Below are 17,315 nucleotides of genomic sequence, written 5' to 3'. Positions count from 1 at the left end.
AAAAACGCGTTCGGTGTCATACCGTGGTCAAGCAACGGTATCTTGGTCACAGACTGTATCCTTAGATCCCGTGATCAAGTCGCGGGATGATAATAATTTATTTTATGCTATTTTTTGATATTCACAATATATTTTTCTTACTGCATAAATCCATGCTAAGCATACAAAAGTAAATACCAGCATTAGAATTGGTGAGATTAAGGTAAAAGTAGCGGTTGGAACTAAAGTAAAAATAATAGATTGCACAAGACCGCTAGAGGATTTGCCGACTTTTGCACTTATCACGTCAACCGCAGCTTTGCCTTTGGTTTTAAGCTCCTCATCAAGAGGGATATATAACATTTCTCTTGAAGTATCCCATATAGAATATTTAGTACCTTTAGCTAAAATATTTTGAATGCCACCGATTGAAACGGCAAGAGCAAGAGGTGACATTAAAATTGCTCCATCAAATAATGATAAAATTTGTTGGTCAAATACGATAAGTACAAAGAACAAAATGCCGGTCACCATTATTATAACCGGTGAAATAACTGCTGCTACAAACCAGTTGTGCATACGCATAATGTTATTACCGATGATGGTCATAACCATTATTGCCACGCCTGTCCAAAGTATATACAGACTGTTAAATTCAGCATAGGTATTTACAGTCGGATATAATTCCTTAATTTTTGCTTTCCATACGGCTTCGACTAAGTTAATAGCAAATCCGAAAGCTGCCGAACAAATTAAAAGTAGCCATAAATATTTTGATTTCGCAATATATTTAAAGCTTTTAATTAGCCCCATACGTTCTGAAGTTGAGCTACCGCTTTTTGCTTTAGCATAAAATAACGGATTAGTAAAAACGTTCTTGCTAATAAATCTAACTAACAAACAACAAATAATAGCAACAATTGCCACAATTGTCGTGGATACTTGAACTAAAGTGATTTTACTATCCGAAATACTCATAAACTTCTTAATAATAGTATCTTCCGATGATAGATTCATCATTAAAAAGCCAACTAATATTAAAGAAGAGTTGCCGAATAGCGAAAAGAGAGTATAAAATCTTTTTGCTTCTTCGGTAGTAGTAAGTTCATTAGCAAACTGCCAAAATAATAATACGTAAAAAATATTAGGCCAAAGCTCGGCAAGACTATAATATACTATATAACCCCAATTACCTACTAATGAGATATACCACTTAAAATGAGGATAACGTTCCATCCAGTCAGCTAGATTATCGGGATGTATATGAAAAATATGAATATTAGGATAAATTACAAAAGTGAATAAAACAAAAAAGCTGATAAAAAATGCACTTAAATAATAAAAGATCTTTTCAAAAGTAAGATAATTAATCATTTTAGCATAAATAATCACGAATAAAGCAGCGGCAGGCGTAACGCAATAAACTTTAGCAAAACCTGCTATTTCTGCACTAATCTCGGAGATTAAAATACTATCTTTTAAGATTCGTAAAACATTTTGATTAAACAAAATACAAAACATTAAGGTACTCATCGGAATAAACTTTCCGAGTTCGTAATTATGCACAGGCCAAAATGCCGCTCTGAATTTGTTTTTAAACGATCGTGATGAGGTACTTAGCATTATAAATCCCTAAGGACAAAAAAAAAACTTAAGCACTTCAAGATTTTATGTATTTCCCCTAAAACTTTAGAGCCTATATACTTGTTATTACATTCTGAAGGTGTTGAACTTATACAATATATTTAGCCTTTTGTCAAGAATTACTAATATAAGATTAGATACTCTCAATGCCTAGATAGTAATAAACTACAGGAATATTTTGACCTTTATAATAATTATATATACAAAGACACATAATTTAGGTAATAAATATTTAAAATTAGGTAAAATAGTAATGCAAACAGAGCATTATAGGGTGTTGTATTACTCGGTGTTATCCCGTGGTTTGTCCACAGGTTCCAGTAAAAATAAATTAAAAATGGATTCCCGCTTTTGTGAGAATGACAAAGGGGAAGTCGGGAATGACATAGAAAGAAATCAGGATGACATCAAAACTTTCCTAATCATCCTCTCTATCTTCAACTCACTGTTAGCTCGTGACAAAAGTTTTATTGAAAATTTGAGAAGCTACGGTGAAGTTTATTTAATAGATTGGCTAGAGATTGAGGAACCTAGACGACTATGTGCATAAAATAATCGAAGTAATAGATAATTTGAAAATTAAAGACATTAATTTAATAGGTCATTGTATCGGCGGTAACCTTGCGATAGCTACAAACGTACTTATGCCTAAATTTATCAAAACTCTGACTTGACTTACCTGCCCGTGGGATTTTTCTCATTTTTTCTATATAAGGATGTTGCATCGATATTTAAAACTAGATAGTGGCATAGACAATTTACCGATAATTCCTAAAATTCATATTCAAATTTTATTTTTTCTTTTATTCCCTGATTATTTCAATGCTAAATTAAAAAAATTTTTCTCTATAACTTCCGATAAGGAGCAAGAATTAGCATTGAGAATAGAGAATTGGCTTATGTCAGGTAAAATAGTATATCTAAGGAGATTTATAATCAAATTACACAAAATATATTAGATGAAAATATGTTTATAAATCTTAAATGGAAAATCGATAATTTTATTATTGATCCGAGTTTAATTCATTGTCCTGTATATATAGTAGCAGCAGAAGATGATCAAATAGTACATAAAGCTTCTATTTTACCTTTGCAAAAATTATTAAAAACTCTAAGCTTATAGATGTAGCAGGCGGACATATTAGTTATTTAATAAATGATAAACTAGATAAATTGTTTAAGGAGTACACATTATGACAAAACCGGTTTATATAACTTATGCGAAAAGGACTGCTTTCGGCTCGTTTATAGGTAGCCTTAGTACAACAGCTGCACCTATGCTTGCTGCTCATTTAATAAAGGATATACTGCAAAACAGCAAAATCGATCCAGCTTTAGTAGGTGAGGTAATCCTTGGACAGGTAATAACCGGCGGTAGCGGGCAGAATCCGGCGAGGCAAACTCTGATTTATGCGGGAATACCGAAAGAAGTGCCGGGCTATACGATTAATAAAGTATGCGGCTCAGGTCTTAAAAGCGTAGCACTTGCAGCAAATTCAATTATGACGGGTGATAATGAAATAGTTATAGCAGGTGGGCAGGAGAATATGTCGCTCGGTATGCACGGTAGCTATATCAGAGCAGGAGCTAAATTCGGCGATATTAAAATGGTTGATCTAATGCAGTATGACGGATTAACCGATGTATTTTCAGGAGTATTTATGGGTATTACAGCCGAAAATATCTCGAAACAGTTTAATATTAGCAGACAACAGCAGGACGAGTTTGCCTTAAGCTCTCACAAGAAAGCAGCTAAAGCACAGCTAGCAGGAGTTTTTAAAGATGAAATCTTACCTATCGAAGTAACGATTAAAAAAACTACTAGTTTGTTTGATCATGATGAAACAGTAAGACCTGATACCAGCCTTGAAATTCTGAGTAAATTACGTCCTGCTTTTGATAAAAACGGTGTAGTTACAGCGGGTAATGCTTCCGCTATTAATGACGGTGCGGCATGTCTTATGGTAGTTTCCGAAGAAGCTTTGAAAAAGCATAATTTAACGCCGCTAGCTCGTATTGTTTCTTATGCTTCAGCCGGTGTTGATCCAAGTATTATGGGTACTGCCCCTGTTCCTGCATCCAAAAAAGCTTTAAGTAAAGCAGGTTGGAGCGTTAATGATTTGGAAGTTATCGAGGTTAATGAGGCGTTTGCCGCTCAAAGTATTTATGTAAACCGTGAAATGAAATGGGATATGGAGAAGGTTAATGTTAACGGTGGAGCAATAGCAATCGGTCATCCGATCGGGGCAAGCGGCGGACGTGTACTGATTACTCTGATACACGGCTTACGAAGAGCTAAAGCTAAAAAAGGCTTAGTTACTTTATGTATCGGTGGCGGTATGGGTATGGCTATGTGTGTTGAAGCGGTTTAAATGTGCATTTGACTATATAGGCATTAATTGCTTTATTTGCTAAAGAAGAAAGTTGTATTCATCTGAATTAACTATAGTTCATTGTAATATATATCTGATCTAATATCTCTACAACCTAATAATGCATCATTACAACGTGTTATTGTATTTATAAACTCATGAAAGGTAGAAAAATGAGAGAATGCCTCCGGTTCATAACTCTCCCAATAATTTTCTGCTTCTTCTATATTATTACAAACACGCTTTAGTTTTTGACCAAAATATTTAGGAATATTCCCTAAATTTTTTGCCCAACTCCATACCATAAAATAGTTAGGATTAAAATCAGTAGAATCTATAAGAGGAGTTAGTTTAAAATGCTTCAATAAATTAGAAAAGTTATTTATGAGCTTATGAGAGGCTAACGCTTCATTGGGTATATAATTCTCATCATCAAATTGATGAAATATTTTTAATCTTTTTAGGCATATAGGTATCTCTTCTGCAAGTTCCATATAACGGAGAAGATTAGAAATTGGGTATTATAAAAGGTATAAGTTTGATTGCTTTTAAGCCATTCCTGGTCATTATTTATTATTTGTGCATCTTCAATTGGATATGCATCATTCCCATTAATTAAACAAGAGAATATATAACTTAAGGTAGCTAATTGCATGCTTGGTGACCAGTTTATAGGATTCCAAGAAGACCAAATGCTAGACACTATATATTTAATAATTTCCTTACTATTTTGCATTTATTATATCCTATTTGGGTTAAGGAAATATATTAAATGAATTTATAAAAATACTAAATTTTATTAAAATCACTAATAATTTGGTGATAATTGTGTTAATTATACACATCTTTATATGCTATAAATAGTAACATTAAAAAGTTGTTTACTTCTTCTAGTTTCATACTTAGGATATTTCTATTTTAAGTGTAAACTTCTTTTGATGTATAATCAATCTGATGAACAAAACAAATCTATCCTCAGTGTATGGAAGATTATTGAAGTACTAACTCCTAATAAAAACGAAAATTTAAATAGATATTTTGCAATTATTAGAGAACATACCGATAAAAAAGGCAGTTTTAGTTGCAAACTGGATAAGAAAGAAACACTTTTTTCTTAAAAGATGCTTAGTTTGAAAAACTGGATAAAACAAAACTCGGTATTGATCTTGAGAAAAATGAAGTAGCAGTTCATTGGCATATTTATCTCGGTTATTTAAAACGGTCGGAAGCTGCACTTGATCTTTTAAAGAAAATCCAAAATATAACTAAATTAGATCAAGAGTTCTTAAATGATTATAATAACCATCAAGATAAGCAAGAGCAACCGACAAACACCTATTGCTGGTTTAACTATAGATGAAAACGGTAAATATATTGAAGGATTTATGGTTGTCTCTACTGTTGCTTATGTTCTCGGTAGAATCATGAGAGAAGAGTTCCAAGAAAAAGAATTAAAAGATTTACCAAATTTTGTAGATAATAATAACAGCCTAATAGAGGAAGTATTTTCAGAAAGTGAGAGAATATATTTTAAGGATAAAAAGCAAGATTCTTGAGTTAAAACTCTAGATTTAAAAATGATTAATCTTATGATTGATCTTGTAGTACAGAAGTTAGAAATTGACAAAAAATATTTATTTAGCCGCTCTGAACTATGTGTAAGAAGAGTTACCTCGCATAAAAAGAAAAAAGATAAACCGGTAATTTATAATTTTGCCACTCCTTCCTTAGAAATGTTTAATAGTTTTTTTCTAAGACCATTAGATTTTGTACGAAGTAATATCGAAAAATTTGACTCGGAATCAGCAATTGCCAAATATCTCGGTAAAGAAGATAAGCCGGGTTCCATAGATGTTTTAAAGCATCAAGAAAGTCTACAAGAACTGTTATCTCCATTTATGATGCAACCGACGCATTGGTGTTCATCGCCGAGTCACTCTCTTACGGCACTGCAAGCTGCTGCGATTAATTTGGTATTACCCTCTTTTTCAGGAAAGCTTTTTGCTGTTAATGGTCCGCCTGGTACAGGTAAAACCACTATACTTTTTGATCTTATAGCAAATATCTATGTAGATCGTGCTTCATATTTAGCAACTTTAGAAGATCCTAAGGACGGGTTTCAAAATAAAAAATCTTCCTTACATACACCAAATTTTGATTATCATGTTAATTCTTTAAAAACGGAATTACAAACTTACGGTATGGTTGTTGCATCATCTAATAACAATGCCGTTGAAAATATATCTAAAGAAATATCGTTATATAGTAAAATAGATAAGCTATATCATAAAGATTTAAGTTATTTTAAATAACTTTTATTGAAAGAGGAAAAAGAGAAAGATAGGGGTATATTTGCTGCGGTGCTCGGTAATCATGGAAATAAAAAGAGATTTTCAAATAAGTTTTGGAAATATAAAGATGAAGAAGAAAACGATGATAAGAATGATGAAAAACATACAATACTGCAATATCTTAATCTGCTAGTTAATAATAAATGTAAAGATAAAGCACCTGCACATTTTAAACCTGAATATTGTAATTCTATAGATGAAATTAATAATGAATGGAAAGAAGCGTGTGCTGATTTTAACAATTTATACAGTGAAATTCATGAAGTTTATGAAAATATTGTATCAATTATTGAATTTAATAAAAAGAAAAGAGAGTTAATTAAGGAAGAGGATTTAGGAGTGATATATGCAGAAAAAAAGAAGAGCAAAATGAGTTAGAATTAGAGCTTGATTATAAAAGCTCTAAAATACTTGAAATTGATTGTGAAATAAAATTATTAAATTTGGTTTTTTTGAAAAAATTCATGCATTTTTTAAAACCGCAAAATACAATTCTTGCTATGAGCAAAAACGGGATTTAATTAAGCTAAAAAATAAATCTTCAAAAGAAATTGACCAGATAAAAACTGATATTAAGAATATTAAAGCTGCAATTAAGAAAATTGAAGCTTCTGTAGAAGAAATAAAACAGCTTAACGACTATATAAGCTTGGCTATCGTAAGTTTAAAAGATAAATATTTCAATATTAAGGATTTTGAAAAAGATTTATTTTGGAAAAATTGGCAAGAAAATTTTGAAGATTTAAATAAAGTCACTCCTTACTTTGATAAAGAGTTTGAAAAATTAAGATCAAAATTATTCATAAGTGCTGTAAGATTACATGAGATATTTATAAATGCTAATGCTGATAATTTGGGGCATAGCCTGCAATATTTCTGTGATATGGCAGTGCATTCATCGGGTGACCCTAAGATAAACAAAATTGCTTGGCAAAATTTCTTTATGGTCATACCTGTTGTGTCTACAACTTTTCACTCATTCGATAAAATGTTGGCAACATCCGAACATAATGAAATTCCTTGGTTATTTATTGATGAAGCAGAGCAGATACCGCCACAATACGCAGCTAGTGCTATTTAAAAATCAAAAAAAGTCGTAGTAGTCGGTGATCCGCTGCAAATAGATCCTATTTCTATATTAAAGCAAGATTTAATGAACAAATTATAACATTTTAAGGTTTCATATCCTGAGTGGTCACCTTCGGAAGTTTCATTGCAAAACCTAGCTGACCGTAATTCTTTATATCAAACAAAAATAGATGATATTACGGTTGGTTTCCCTTTATTAGTGCATAGAAGATGCCAAAATCTGATGTTTAAAATATGTAAAAAATAGCTTACGGTGACAAAATGATTTTTGCTACCTCTGACTGTAACTCTGATATTAGAACGATTTTAGGTACTTCAAAATGGATAGATATGAAAGATAATAAGGTTCAACGTTATAAATATGAATCGGAAGCCGAATTTCAAAAATTACTAGAGTTATTAAAACCAAGTATTAAAAGAGAAAAAAGGGGATGATTTGCTCAAACAAATTTACATTATTACAATGTATAAAGATTACAGCGAATCTATTCGTAGAAAATTGAATGAAATAATATGACGATTCAAGATATGAGAAAACAATTCAAGCATTTGGATATAAAAATATCGGCACTATTCATGCATTTCAAGGCACAGAAAACGATACGGTAATAATACTACTAGGAGCTCAGCATCCTCTTGATAAAGGTGCAAGAAATATAATGACGCAAAAGCCAAACGTCTTAAACGTCGGTATTAGTAGAGCTAAAAATAACCTTTATATTATCGGTAGCCTTGAGATTTGGCTGAAACATAAATATATGCCAGAAATCTATAATATGCTTGGTGATAAAGATTATACTTAGATAGCACTACAAGAATTGGCTAACTGTACAGACTGGCGGAGAGAGAGGGATTCGAACCCTCGATACGGTATGACCCGTATAACGGTTTAGCAAACCGCCGCCTTCGGCCACTCGGCCATCTCTCCGGTTATGGCCTTACTTTATATCATCTAATAAGCAAAATTTCTAGAATTATTTTATAATTTTTCTAACTCAATATAATCATTTTCCGGCTTTACGGAATTGCTCATAATCAAAGCTTCCTTATCACACCCGGGTAGCCCTTTAAAGTCCATATACCAATAACTAGGTAAATCATCCCAACTACGGAAAATATTCAATATATTTGTAAAACTGTTTAGCCTTGGCTTCGATAGTTTTAATATCCGTGTTATCATCACAAATATCAAAAAGTTGTTGGGTTATGTAATAAATAGATTTAGTATCATTTTTATATTTATCTATTAAGTACTCTATAATTTCGATTCGCTTGTTTAAGCTAAGATGATAAGAGTCTGAAATTAACAATTTTACAAAATTCTCACTATCACTACAGATGCTAAATAATATGTTCTGAATGTGCTCAAATAATTTCTGATATTTAACTAAAAATCTATTCCAAGTTATTGCTTTAAGATTGACAAAACTCTTATAGTCTTTTGGTTGGCATTCGGGCATATATTTTTGTAACGGTACTAAAAAATTGAGGTTATCTAAATTTTGATGAAAATTGTGTAATTCTTCAAAATATGCAGCCATAAAAATGATTGTACACTGAGTAATAAGAAAATCTACAAAATAAAATTGATAAATAAATTTGATGATATTTGAATATCTGCTACTAACTCGCTGTCTAGTTTTCTAATATCATTTACTATATCACCAATATATTGTAACTCTTCATCCGTGTGATCTACATATTTAATATTTAAATCTTCAAAGGTAATAACTTTACCTTTGGCTATTTTATCTATTATTATATAGTTTTTAATTATAGGTTCTTCATAATTAACAATAATATAAATTTCCGGATTATATATATCTTTGAAGTTATTTCGCAGCATATTTTTTACTGCTTTTACCGTATTTTGATTTAGATAATCAAGCTCTAATATATGAAATATTGGTAAGTAATAAACTTGCATGATCTATTTTATTAAAAGGAGCAACATACCATGGATATTCACCTTCTTTAATGTCTTTTTGGATAAGAGCAATTTTTTTATAACATTCTTCTTTTAAAAATGTATCATTAGTATCTGTTAAGGCTAAATTTTAAAATCCTCTATTACCTTGTCTAAATAGCTCTGCCAATCACTAGTGAATAATTCTAGCAATTGCTTAAAAAAACTAAAACTAATTTGCATATAATAATATTAAGTTAATTTAAAAACTTTATGAATCAGAAGTTATTAGAGACAGTTATTGACTAACGTTATCTAAACAATGCTGTAGTTCTTCTAAATTACTTATATTACTTAACTTATATGGATAATTAATTTTCCGGAGCATATTTGTTAGTACGCTTCCTGCCCCTATTTCTACTATATGAGCGATTTCTAATTTGTGAAATAGTTCTAGAGTTTCACGCCATCTAACTCGCCCGCATATCTGAAGCATTAAATTTTGTTTGATTTCTGTAGGATCTAGAGTAGGTTTTGCGGTATAATTTTGGATTATCGGTATCAGAGGTTTATTAATTACAGCTTTATCAAGAGCTACTCGCATTTTTTCTTCTGCCGGTTTCATTAAGCTACAATGAAATGGAGCACTGACTTTCAGCTTTATCGCTTTATAACCTAAATCTTTAATTATACTAATAGCATGATCTATAGCTGTGGTCTTGCCGCTAATAACTATTTGTCCTTCAATGTTATCGTTGGCAATTTGGCATAAATTTATTTTGTTGATCTCTTCTAATATTTCTTCAAGTTTTTGAAGCGGAATATTGATACAAGCCGCCATGCTTCCCTCACCTTCAGGACATGCTTCCTGCATAGATGTACTACGTATATGAAGTAGTTTTGTTGTTGTCTCAAGGTTAATACTTTCGGTGCTACATAAAGCACTATATTCACCTAGCGAATGACCAGCAGCATAATCGCAAAGACTATCCAAACTTTTACCGGTTTCAGCTTTGATAATATTTATTATTGCCATAGATACTGCCATTAATGCCGGTTGTGTGTTAGTGGTTAAGGTAAGTTCTTCAGAAGGTCCATTAAAAATTATATCGGTGAGTTTTCGGTTTAGTACTTCATCAACGATTTGAAAAGTTTCTTTGGCGGGTTTAAAATTATCATAAAAATCTTTTCCCATGCCGATCAATTGCAACCCTTGACCGGGGAAGATAAAAGCTGTTTTCATATTTTGTATTATCGATTGAGTTTATTAATAGATTTTATTAAAATTTTCTAAAATAGTCAAATTATTTTAAGTATTTTAAAACTGTTTTTCAATTGTTACGCTATATATAATTTTTACAAAAGTATTAATTTTTCTTAGCTCTATAACTTGATTACTTCCAACTAGTACTATAAATTAAACTAAGAAAATATAAACAAGGAAATTAGTTATGAAGTTAAAAGAATATTTTAAAAAGTTAGAAAGTACAGCTTTTGGTCCGTGGCTTGCTGCATTAAAAAAATTATTGAGTAAAGAGGCATTAGAAGAGGAAAGACTGAATATAAAACTAAAGGAATCTGAAAAGCAAGAGGTTAATAAAAAAGATTTAGTTATTTTATCTAATAATGTTATTGAAATTGAACAAAAAGATACAATAGAGCATGAAATTTCAAGAGTTAACCAATATAAAGAAAATATAGGTTTGGTATTGACTCTAATTACCAATATTCAATTAGAAAAATTTGCAAAATTTATCTATAATTTACCGAAAAAAACATAGTGAATTTAAGGATTACTTTCGTAGTGAAGAACAAAAAGATGGGTTTTTTAAAGAAGATGCTTATAAAAAAGTTGTTAATAAAGGTAAATTAGTTGAAAAATTCCAAAACTCATATAAATATAATTATGAAAAAATAGAACAAAATGTTCATGAATTACAAGCTTATTTAGATTTATATGAATATAATTGTGGTATTCTTAAATCTGATTTATTAGGGCATGATAATTATCATAATGCATAATTATTATGCTATCTATTTTATAAGTAGCGGTTTCAATAAAAATCTTATTAATTTTCTTATGACAATATCTATAAATGATTTAAATTTAAGATATAGGAGTTAAATTTAAATAAAAAATATTTAAGTTGAAATTTAAATAAATGTTACTACTATTATGTAGTATCTAACTAAATTCTGTGAAATTAATGATGTTTGATCAGTTAAATATCTTATATCCTATGTTAATAAGTATTTTTATTTTTCTTGTTGTAGTTGTTATTTCTAAAATAACAAAGTATAAACAAGCCTTAAAAGAAAAAAATTTAAGTATTATTCCTTATTACCTTTTTCATAAGCATAATGCAGGGATGGTAATTGTTTAACCTTTCTATTTTAATTCTTGCTTTATTTTCAAAGAAACTTTCTAAAATTTTTAACATAAGACGCTATTTAAATATATGTGCGTCTTAATAGTATATTATATTTAATATAGCAGCTAATAATTGAGAAATTTATCGCAAGTTTGTTTGGCTATTTCATACCAGCAATTTTCAGGAGTGGTAGATTTATTACTAAAACCGCATATAATCAGCCTGTCTTTAGCTCTTGTCATTGCAACGTAGAGTAGTCTTATATATTCTTGCAAATCTTTTAATTTTTCAGCTTCTTTCAGCTCTTGCAAAAACTCAGGAGTATCGGCAGCATTAGCAGAGAAAAACATTTCTCCTTTATCATCCCAAATAAATTTATTGCTGCTTATCGGTAAAGTAGTAGAATCGCATAATATAACAATAGGAGTTTCAAGCCCTTTAGAGCCGTGGACGGTCATTACTCTTATTTTGTCTGAATGCTCCATATCACGTTTAATATAGATATCGTTATTCTCAAACCAAGCAACGAATCCTTGCAGTGAATTATCTATATCATTTGCATAGTTTTTGCTTAATGTTAATAGCTCATTTATCATATCATCACTATCATCATCGTAAATCTCTCGTAAATTTAGATTATGCACCACTAAATCAAAGAAGTTCTCAACAATCGATATTTTATAAATTTCAATTAGAGAATCTAACTTATTATATATCTCCTCATGTGAAGAGAGTATATCCCATAAGCTATTCTCACTTTTATTTACAAGAAGTTTGTATAATTGCTGCTCGCTTATTCCAATAATCGGTGATTTTAGTAAACAGGCAAGATTTAAATCATCATCAGGTAGTAACACAAATTTAGCTAATGAAATTAAATCCATTATAGTTAGATTTTCCTTAAGGTTCATTCTATCGCTTACCTCAACTTTAAGCTTAGCTTTGCTAAGTTCTTTGATCAGATTATTACTAAATTCATCTCTCTTTCTGACTAATATCATGAAATCTTTTTCAGATATTTTGTTTGCAGTAGACGGTAAAATTTCTTCGCTTTCTATTTGTTCTTTTATAAAATTTACGATTTTTTCTATGAGTAAATCGGCAGCAGATTTAGAATTTTCATAATCTGCAGGTAGTGCCCAAAAAAGCTCTTCTTGTTTTTCACTCGTCACTAATGGCCAAACCGTTACAGAGCCTTGATGTGTACGAAATGAGGATATTAAAGGATTATTCGAAAGGAATAAACTCGGGTAATTGGATTTTATATTTTTTAAAACATTATAAGTAAATTGTAAAATCTCTGTACATGATCTATAAGAATATTCAAGGGTGATATTTTTGAATTTCTTATTAGCATTTGTAAGATTTGCTTTTAGTCGCTCATTTAATAAGTTGAAATTATGAAGATCAGCCCCTTGAAAACTGAAGATCGATTGTTTATCATCGCCGACTATGAAAACACTATTATTTGGCCTCTCTACAGCATTAAACTCTGTTATTAAAGTAGTAATAATATTCCACTGCGGGGGGCTTGTGTCTTGTGCTTCATCGACAAGAATATGATTTATCTCGTTTTCAAGCTTATGCAGTAACCACTTATGAGTAGTTTTATTATTTAGTAATTTCTCGGTGTAGTAAATTAAATCGTCGTAATCGAGTAAATTATTTTCTTCCTTATATGAATCGTATTTTTTTAAAATAATATGCGCAAGTTTAGTAAGTAAGTTCGTGTGATATTCTAGCTCTTCTATGCGACGCAGCTCATCTAATCGGTAAATTTCAGAGGTAATTTTTTCTAGCTCTAGTAATAATTTAGGATATTTCCTTATTAATTCTTTCGATAAAAGGCTTTGTCGTTTTTTCCCATCTTTGGTAAAAAAAATTTCTTTCGGTGCTATCTCCACATCATACTCGGCAAATAAGTTTTTTACCTTATCGTAAATATTATTTAATTCCCCTAACGCTAATCTTTTATTAGATATTTCTTTGGGAATTTCCTTATTTACAAATAACTTTCTGAATTTAATTTTCTGCTCGATTATCTCGGTAAAAATATCTTGCAGAGTTATTTCATGAAATCGGTTAAGTAAATTTTTCATTAAGTCATTATGTTCATCGCTTAAGTAAATTTCGTTTCTGATATTTAGGAAGATATCTTGTAATTTAGTTTCTTCAAGGATTTTAAATTCTGGTGTTATGCCGGCTTCTAAGGGAAAAGTGTTAAGGATTTTTTGACAAAAAGCATGAATTGTATAGATATTTAAAAGCTTATTGCTATTTAGTATTTTATCATATAAAGTTTTTGCGTTTTCTGTTTCTTGCGGCGATGGCTTATTGCCGCTCATTAAGAAAAGTGCTTCTTCTAGTTTCTCGGCCTTGCAAAGAGAAAGATATTTAAGTCTGCTATTAATCCTTACTTGCATCTCTATAGCTGCAGCATTAGTAAAAGTAAGGCATAAAATATTGGAAGGCTCTACGCCCGTTATTAACAGACGTAAAAATCGATCGGTTAGGATTTTGGTTTTACCGGTACCGGCAGATGCCGATACCCAAACGGAGTAATTAGGATCGGATGCTTCTCTTTGTAAATCACTCATTTATGTGTCGATTTTCTACTGTTACCCCGTGGCTTGACCACGGGGTCCAGTCTTTTTAATTATTTTTCTGGATCCCGCTACAAGCTCGCGGGATGACATCCACAGCCATATAATGACGCCGATAAATTACATATATTACGATTAAAGAAATAGCAAGTCCAAACCAAGTTAGGGCGTATTCTAAATGGTCATTTCTGATTACTGCTAAATAATTTATTGCAAGAGGTAATAAAATATCTAGATTGCTAATATCTTTTCCTTCCGCAATAATATAAAAATTCTCAAGATCTAAGCCTAACACTTTGGATGTTTCTTTTAAATTTAGCGTTAGCCACACATTATTTTTTATATCGTTAGCAGGTAAGTAGATACGAGTTTTTTCTGATGGCATGGTAACACCGATAATCTCGTGCTGCCGGTTGTTTGTAGCTTGCGTGATAATATTTTTATTGCGATTACTGAACCAACCTCGTGCTACTAAAATAACTTTATCTTCTATGGTTTTAAAAGGAGTAACTAAATAATATCCGTCTTTTGCACTCGACATTGATCTTCTACCGTACAAATATATGTCTTTATTAGGCAAAAATTGACCGGTAATTTTTACTTTGTGATAAGGTAAACCGTCTTGAATTTCTGCTAAATTAATTGCAGGTGAGGTTAGGTTAGCTTGCATTGAAGCTAAAAATAATTTCTTTTCTTTTAAACGACTAAGCTGCCAAAAGCCTAAAGAGATAAGTATTGTAAAGGTTATAAATACAAGAAAATTTGTTTTCATAGATAAGTTTTAAGGGGATTGTTGATAATTGTCATTGCGAGCGACTAAAAGGAGCGTGGCAATCTCATGAAATATAAAATCCCTGAGATTGCCACGTCGAGGCTTTGCCTCTCCTCGCAATGACGTTTTACTAAGCAGTTTTTAAAATCCTACTGAGAAACTCTTTATGTTTTTGCAGCTCTTCTTTTGTAGGTTTAATAACAATAGTAGCTTGCTCTGTTTTGTTATTTACTTGATTAGTTGCTAAATTATTTATTCCGGCAGATTTATCAACCATTTTAAAAGCGGATTGTCTACCGCCCATTAACTCTACATATACTTCTGCAAGTAATGCTGCATCTTTCAAAGCTCCGTGAAGCTGCCTACCTGAATTATCAACTTTAAATCTTTTACATAATGCATCAAGATTATATTTTGAGCCTGGAAACATGCTTTTAGCCATTACTAAAGTATCAATAGTATTTGCTAGTTCCAAGAGTTTAATTTCGGTTCTTTTTAATAATGATAATTCGTGATTTAGAAATTTAATATCGAAAGGAGCATTATGAATAATCAGTTTGCTATCTGAAATAAACTCTAAAAAATCATCGGCTATTGTATGAAATAGAGGCTTGTCTTTTAAAAATTCGCCGGATATGCCATGAATTCTATAAGCCTCAAACGGCATATCTCGCTCAGGATTAATATAAAAATGAAAATTCTTGCCTGTTAATACCTTATTTACCATCTCAATAGCACCGATCTCAACGATTCGATGACCTTGTCGTGGGTCAAGTCCCGTAGTCTCGGTATCTAAAATTATTTCTCTTAAACTCGACATTCCAAATCCTTTATTAGCTTCGCTATTTGTTTTTCCAAGTCTAACATATCAACGCCGCTATTTATAGCAAAATCTGCTTTTGCTATTTTGCTCTCTTGTGGTAGTTGAATTTCTTTGATTTTATTATAAATTTCTATATCAAAAGAAGATCTCGTTATTGCTCTTTGCATTCTTATTTCTTCAGAGCAGTATATTGTTACGACAAAATCAAAATATTTATCAAATTTAGCTTCATAAAGCAGCGGTATTTCGGCAAAGCCAAATTTGGAATTAGCATTTTCTTTTTTAAAGAAAATGAGTTTATCTATTAGTAAGGGGTAAATAAAATTTTGTAGTTTTTCTCTAGCTAGGTCGTTATTGTAAATTAAATTACTGATTTTTCCAATATTGAAAGACTCAAGTTCAGGTAGTAATTTTAAAATCTGAGTTTGCAAAACTACATCTTGATATAATTCTTTTATGCATCTATCGGCACAAAAAGTTTTATATCCTTTTTCTGCTAAATAATCCAACATAAAAGTTTTACCCGATGCATAGCTACCGGTAATACCTACTGCTAACATTTTGTTATAAAAATTTTATGTTCATTAGCGAGTTTTATAGTTAATTCGTCTTCGACTATAATTACGTTATTTTTTTGAATCGCTATCCCTTTGTAATTATATTTAGCAAGATTCTTTATAGTATTAGGACCGATCGTCGGCATATCTAGTCTATTATCTTGACCTAATTTCGCTATTTTTACTAATACTCCTCCATGAGGATTTTTACGTAAATCTGCACATCTCGTTATTAAATTATCCGTTCCTTCGGCAGCCTCTATACCAAGTATGTAGCCACTTTCAACTATAACCGATTGTGCAATGTCGAATGCACTTAGATGATTCAATAATTTTATTCCAAGCTCAATATCATTTTTATCTGAACTTATAGGGTTAGTATCGGTTATAATATTGGAGTTACCTTGTTGATTTTTATATATTTCATTACTTGAAATTACCTTGAAACCGTAACTTTCAAAAAAATCCGCTACTGTTTTTAGCAAACTATCATCTCCTCGAATTTTTTGCCCAACTATTTTGAAAAGCAATAAACCGCCTATTTTATCTACGGCTAAATTTTTAAAATTCGGTCTATTAACTCCACCGATAAAAATAATATTTTTTACCTTATGCTCCTTAAAATATTTTATAGCTTCCCCGACCATACCGATTTTTAAAATCTTATATTCAAAATCTTTAATTTGATCTATATCAGCTTCGTCTTTAATTGCCGCGATATAGCAATTACCGCCTTGCTTTGTATAATTACCTGCTATTAAGTAAGGTAATGAACCTCTACCGGCGATAATTCCAAGATTTGGTAGCATAATTAAGTTTTTAATTTAGAATTCTAAACATTTATTAT

General features: G+C 30.9%; 20 protein-coding genes, 1 tRNA gene and 3 pseudogenes. 13 read left to right on the top strand and 11 right to left on the bottom strand.

Annotated features, from left to right (window positions below; translation table 11 throughout):
• Nucleotides 1-102: 102 nt before the first annotated feature.
• Nucleotides 103-1,602, bottom strand: a complete 1,500-nt coding sequence (gene tlc5 / locus RJP_RS05835; RefSeq protein WP_014121056.1) for a GTP/GDP exchange transporter Tlc5 — start codon at nucleotides 1,600-1,602, stop codon at nucleotides 103-105.
• A gap of 153 nt (nucleotides 1,603-1,755) precedes the next feature.
• Between tlc5 and RJP_RS11615 the strand changes: the two are divergent.
• A pseudogene (locus RJP_RS11615) lies at nucleotides 1,756-2,820 on the top strand (alpha/beta fold hydrolase).
• Nucleotides 2,817-3,995 carry an acetyl-CoA C-acetyltransferase gene (locus RJP_RS05825; protein WP_014014737.1) on the top strand — a complete coding sequence of 393 codons (1,179 nt, stop codon included), beginning with the start codon at nucleotides 2,817-2,819 and terminating at the stop codon, nucleotides 3,993-3,995. The pseudogene RJP_RS11615 and the gene RJP_RS05825 overlap by 4 nt, the downstream one beginning before the upstream one ends.
• Nucleotides 3,996-4,066: 71 nt before the next feature.
• Here RJP_RS05825 and RJP_RS05820 read toward each other — a convergent pair whose 3' ends face one another.
• On the bottom strand, nucleotides 4,067-4,489 hold the full coding sequence (locus RJP_RS05820) for a hypothetical protein (protein WP_037215173.1): 423 nt from the start codon (nucleotides 4,487-4,489) through the stop codon (nucleotides 4,067-4,069).
• 444 nt (nucleotides 4,490-4,933) lie between these two features.
• Here RJP_RS05820 and RJP_RS08350 point away from each other — a divergent pair, with 444 nt between their 5' ends.
• The 8 genes and pseudogenes from RJP_RS08350 (at nucleotide 4,934) to RJP_RS10780 (ending at nucleotide 8,238) form a co-directional block, all read left to right on the top strand.
• A complete protein-coding gene (locus RJP_RS08350; protein ID WP_024704351.1) occupies nucleotides 4,934-5,113 on the top strand; it encodes a hypothetical protein in 180 nt (59 codons plus the stop codon).
• Nucleotides 5,114-5,133: 20 nt separating this feature from the next.
• On the top strand, nucleotides 5,134-5,355 hold the full coding sequence (locus tag RJP_RS11475) for a hypothetical protein (RefSeq protein ID WP_081497987.1): 222 nt from the start codon (nucleotides 5,134-5,136) through the stop codon (nucleotides 5,353-5,355).
• The gene (locus RJP_RS08340; RefSeq protein WP_081497939.1) at nucleotides 5,285-5,551 is read left to right on the top strand and encodes a hypothetical protein; all 267 of its coding nucleotides are present in this window, start codon (nucleotides 5,285-5,287) and stop codon (nucleotides 5,549-5,551) included. The genes RJP_RS11475 and RJP_RS08340 overlap by 71 nt, the downstream gene beginning before the upstream one ends.
• A gap of 21 nt (nucleotides 5,552-5,572) precedes the next feature.
• Entirely contained in the window at nucleotides 5,573-6,307 is a 735-nt protein-coding gene (locus RJP_RS10790; protein WP_222610398.1) for a P-loop NTPase family protein, read from the top strand.
• Between the two features lie 6 nt (nucleotides 6,308-6,313).
• Nucleotides 6,314-6,724: a hypothetical protein gene (locus tag RJP_RS05805; protein WP_024704350.1), complete on the top strand. Its 411-nt coding sequence runs from the start codon at nucleotides 6,314-6,316 to the stop codon at nucleotides 6,722-6,724.
• Nucleotides 6,725-6,789: 65 nt separating this feature from the next.
• A pseudogene (locus RJP_RS11470) lies at nucleotides 6,790-7,082 on the top strand (hypothetical protein); the annotation flags it as partial.
• A 614-nt stretch (nucleotides 7,083-7,696) separates the two neighbouring features.
• The gene (locus RJP_RS09650; RefSeq protein ID WP_167310028.1) at nucleotides 7,697-7,870 is read left to right on the top strand and encodes a hypothetical protein; all 174 of its coding nucleotides are present in this window, start codon (nucleotides 7,697-7,699) and stop codon (nucleotides 7,868-7,870) included.
• A gap of 104 nt (nucleotides 7,871-7,974) precedes the next feature.
• Nucleotides 7,975-8,238: an AAA domain-containing protein gene (locus RJP_RS10780; RefSeq protein WP_225981300.1), complete on the top strand. Its 264-nt coding sequence runs from the start codon at nucleotides 7,975-7,977 to the stop codon at nucleotides 8,236-8,238.
• 33 nt (nucleotides 8,239-8,271) lie between these two features.
• On the opposite strand, the gene RJP_RS05790 is transcribed toward RJP_RS10780, so the two are convergent.
• The 4 genes and pseudogenes from RJP_RS05790 to fabD all read right to left on the bottom strand — a co-directional run bounded on the left by RJP_RS05790 (nucleotide 8,272) and on the right by fabD (nucleotide 10,584).
• Nucleotides 8,272-8,363, bottom strand: a tRNA-Ser gene (locus RJP_RS05790).
• 51 nt (nucleotides 8,364-8,414) lie between these two features.
• Nucleotides 8,415-8,745: pseudogene (locus tag RJP_RS05785) on the bottom strand (hypothetical protein).
• A gap of 263 nt (nucleotides 8,746-9,008) precedes the next feature.
• Entirely contained in the window at nucleotides 9,009-9,362 is a 354-nt protein-coding gene (locus RJP_RS05775) for a hypothetical protein (RefSeq protein ID WP_225981263.1), read from the bottom strand.
• Between the two features lie 277 nt (nucleotides 9,363-9,639).
• Complete coding sequence (gene fabD, locus RJP_RS05770; protein WP_014014728.1) at nucleotides 9,640-10,584, bottom strand: ACP S-malonyltransferase; 945 nt, start codon at nucleotides 10,582-10,584, stop codon at nucleotides 9,640-9,642.
• A gap of 208 nt (nucleotides 10,585-10,792) precedes the next feature.
• Between fabD and RJP_RS05765 the strand changes: the two genes are divergently transcribed.
• The 3 genes from RJP_RS05765 (at nucleotide 10,793) to RJP_RS09365 (ending at nucleotide 11,725) form a co-directional block, all read left to right on the top strand.
• A complete protein-coding gene (locus RJP_RS05765) occupies nucleotides 10,793-11,122 on the top strand; it encodes a hypothetical protein (RefSeq protein ID WP_014121054.1) in 330 nt (109 codons plus the stop codon).
• Complete coding sequence (locus RJP_RS05760) at nucleotides 11,085-11,363, top strand: hypothetical protein (RefSeq protein ID WP_037215172.1); 279 nt, start codon at nucleotides 11,085-11,087, stop codon at nucleotides 11,361-11,363. The genes RJP_RS05765 and RJP_RS05760 overlap by 38 nt, the downstream gene beginning before the upstream one ends.
• Before the next feature lie 218 nt (nucleotides 11,364-11,581).
• Complete coding sequence (locus RJP_RS09365) at nucleotides 11,582-11,725, top strand: hypothetical protein (RefSeq protein WP_162098701.1); 144 nt, start codon at nucleotides 11,582-11,584, stop codon at nucleotides 11,723-11,725.
• A gap of 113 nt (nucleotides 11,726-11,838) precedes the next feature.
• On the opposite strand, the gene RJP_RS05755 is transcribed toward RJP_RS09365, so the two are convergent.
• The 5 genes from RJP_RS05755 to RJP_RS05735 all read right to left on the bottom strand — a co-directional run bounded on the left by RJP_RS05755 (nucleotide 11,839) and on the right by RJP_RS05735 (nucleotide 17,277).
• A complete protein-coding gene (locus RJP_RS05755) occupies nucleotides 11,839-14,310 on the bottom strand; it encodes a UvrD-helicase domain-containing protein (RefSeq protein WP_014121052.1) in 2,472 nt (823 codons plus the stop codon).
• 55 nt (nucleotides 14,311-14,365) lie between these two features.
• Entirely contained in the window at nucleotides 14,366-15,088 is a 723-nt protein-coding gene (locus tag RJP_RS05750) for an SURF1 family protein (RefSeq protein WP_014121051.1), read from the bottom strand.
• 130 nt (nucleotides 15,089-15,218) lie between these two features.
• Entirely contained in the window at nucleotides 15,219-15,908 is a 690-nt protein-coding gene (dnaQ, locus tag RJP_RS05745; RefSeq protein WP_014121050.1) for a DNA polymerase III subunit epsilon, read from the bottom strand.
• The gene (coaE, locus tag RJP_RS05740; RefSeq protein ID WP_014121049.1) at nucleotides 15,896-16,471 is read right to left on the bottom strand and encodes a dephospho-CoA kinase; all 576 of its coding nucleotides are present in this window, start codon (nucleotides 16,469-16,471) and stop codon (nucleotides 15,896-15,898) included. The genes dnaQ and coaE overlap by 13 nt, the downstream gene beginning before the upstream one ends.
• Complete coding sequence (locus tag RJP_RS05735; protein WP_014121048.1) at nucleotides 16,465-17,277, bottom strand: LpxI family protein; 813 nt, start codon at nucleotides 17,275-17,277, stop codon at nucleotides 16,465-16,467. The genes coaE and RJP_RS05735 overlap by 7 nt, the downstream gene beginning before the upstream one ends.
• Nucleotides 17,278-17,315: the final 38 nt, after the last annotated feature.

The sequence above is a fragment of the Rickettsia japonica YH genome (assembly GCF_000283595.1).
Lineage (GTDB): Bacteria > Pseudomonadota > Alphaproteobacteria > Rickettsiales > Rickettsiaceae > Rickettsia > Rickettsia rickettsii.
The sequence above is the reverse complement of the archived record's forward strand: the minus strand, read 5'-3'. Positions and strand labels throughout refer to the sequence as shown.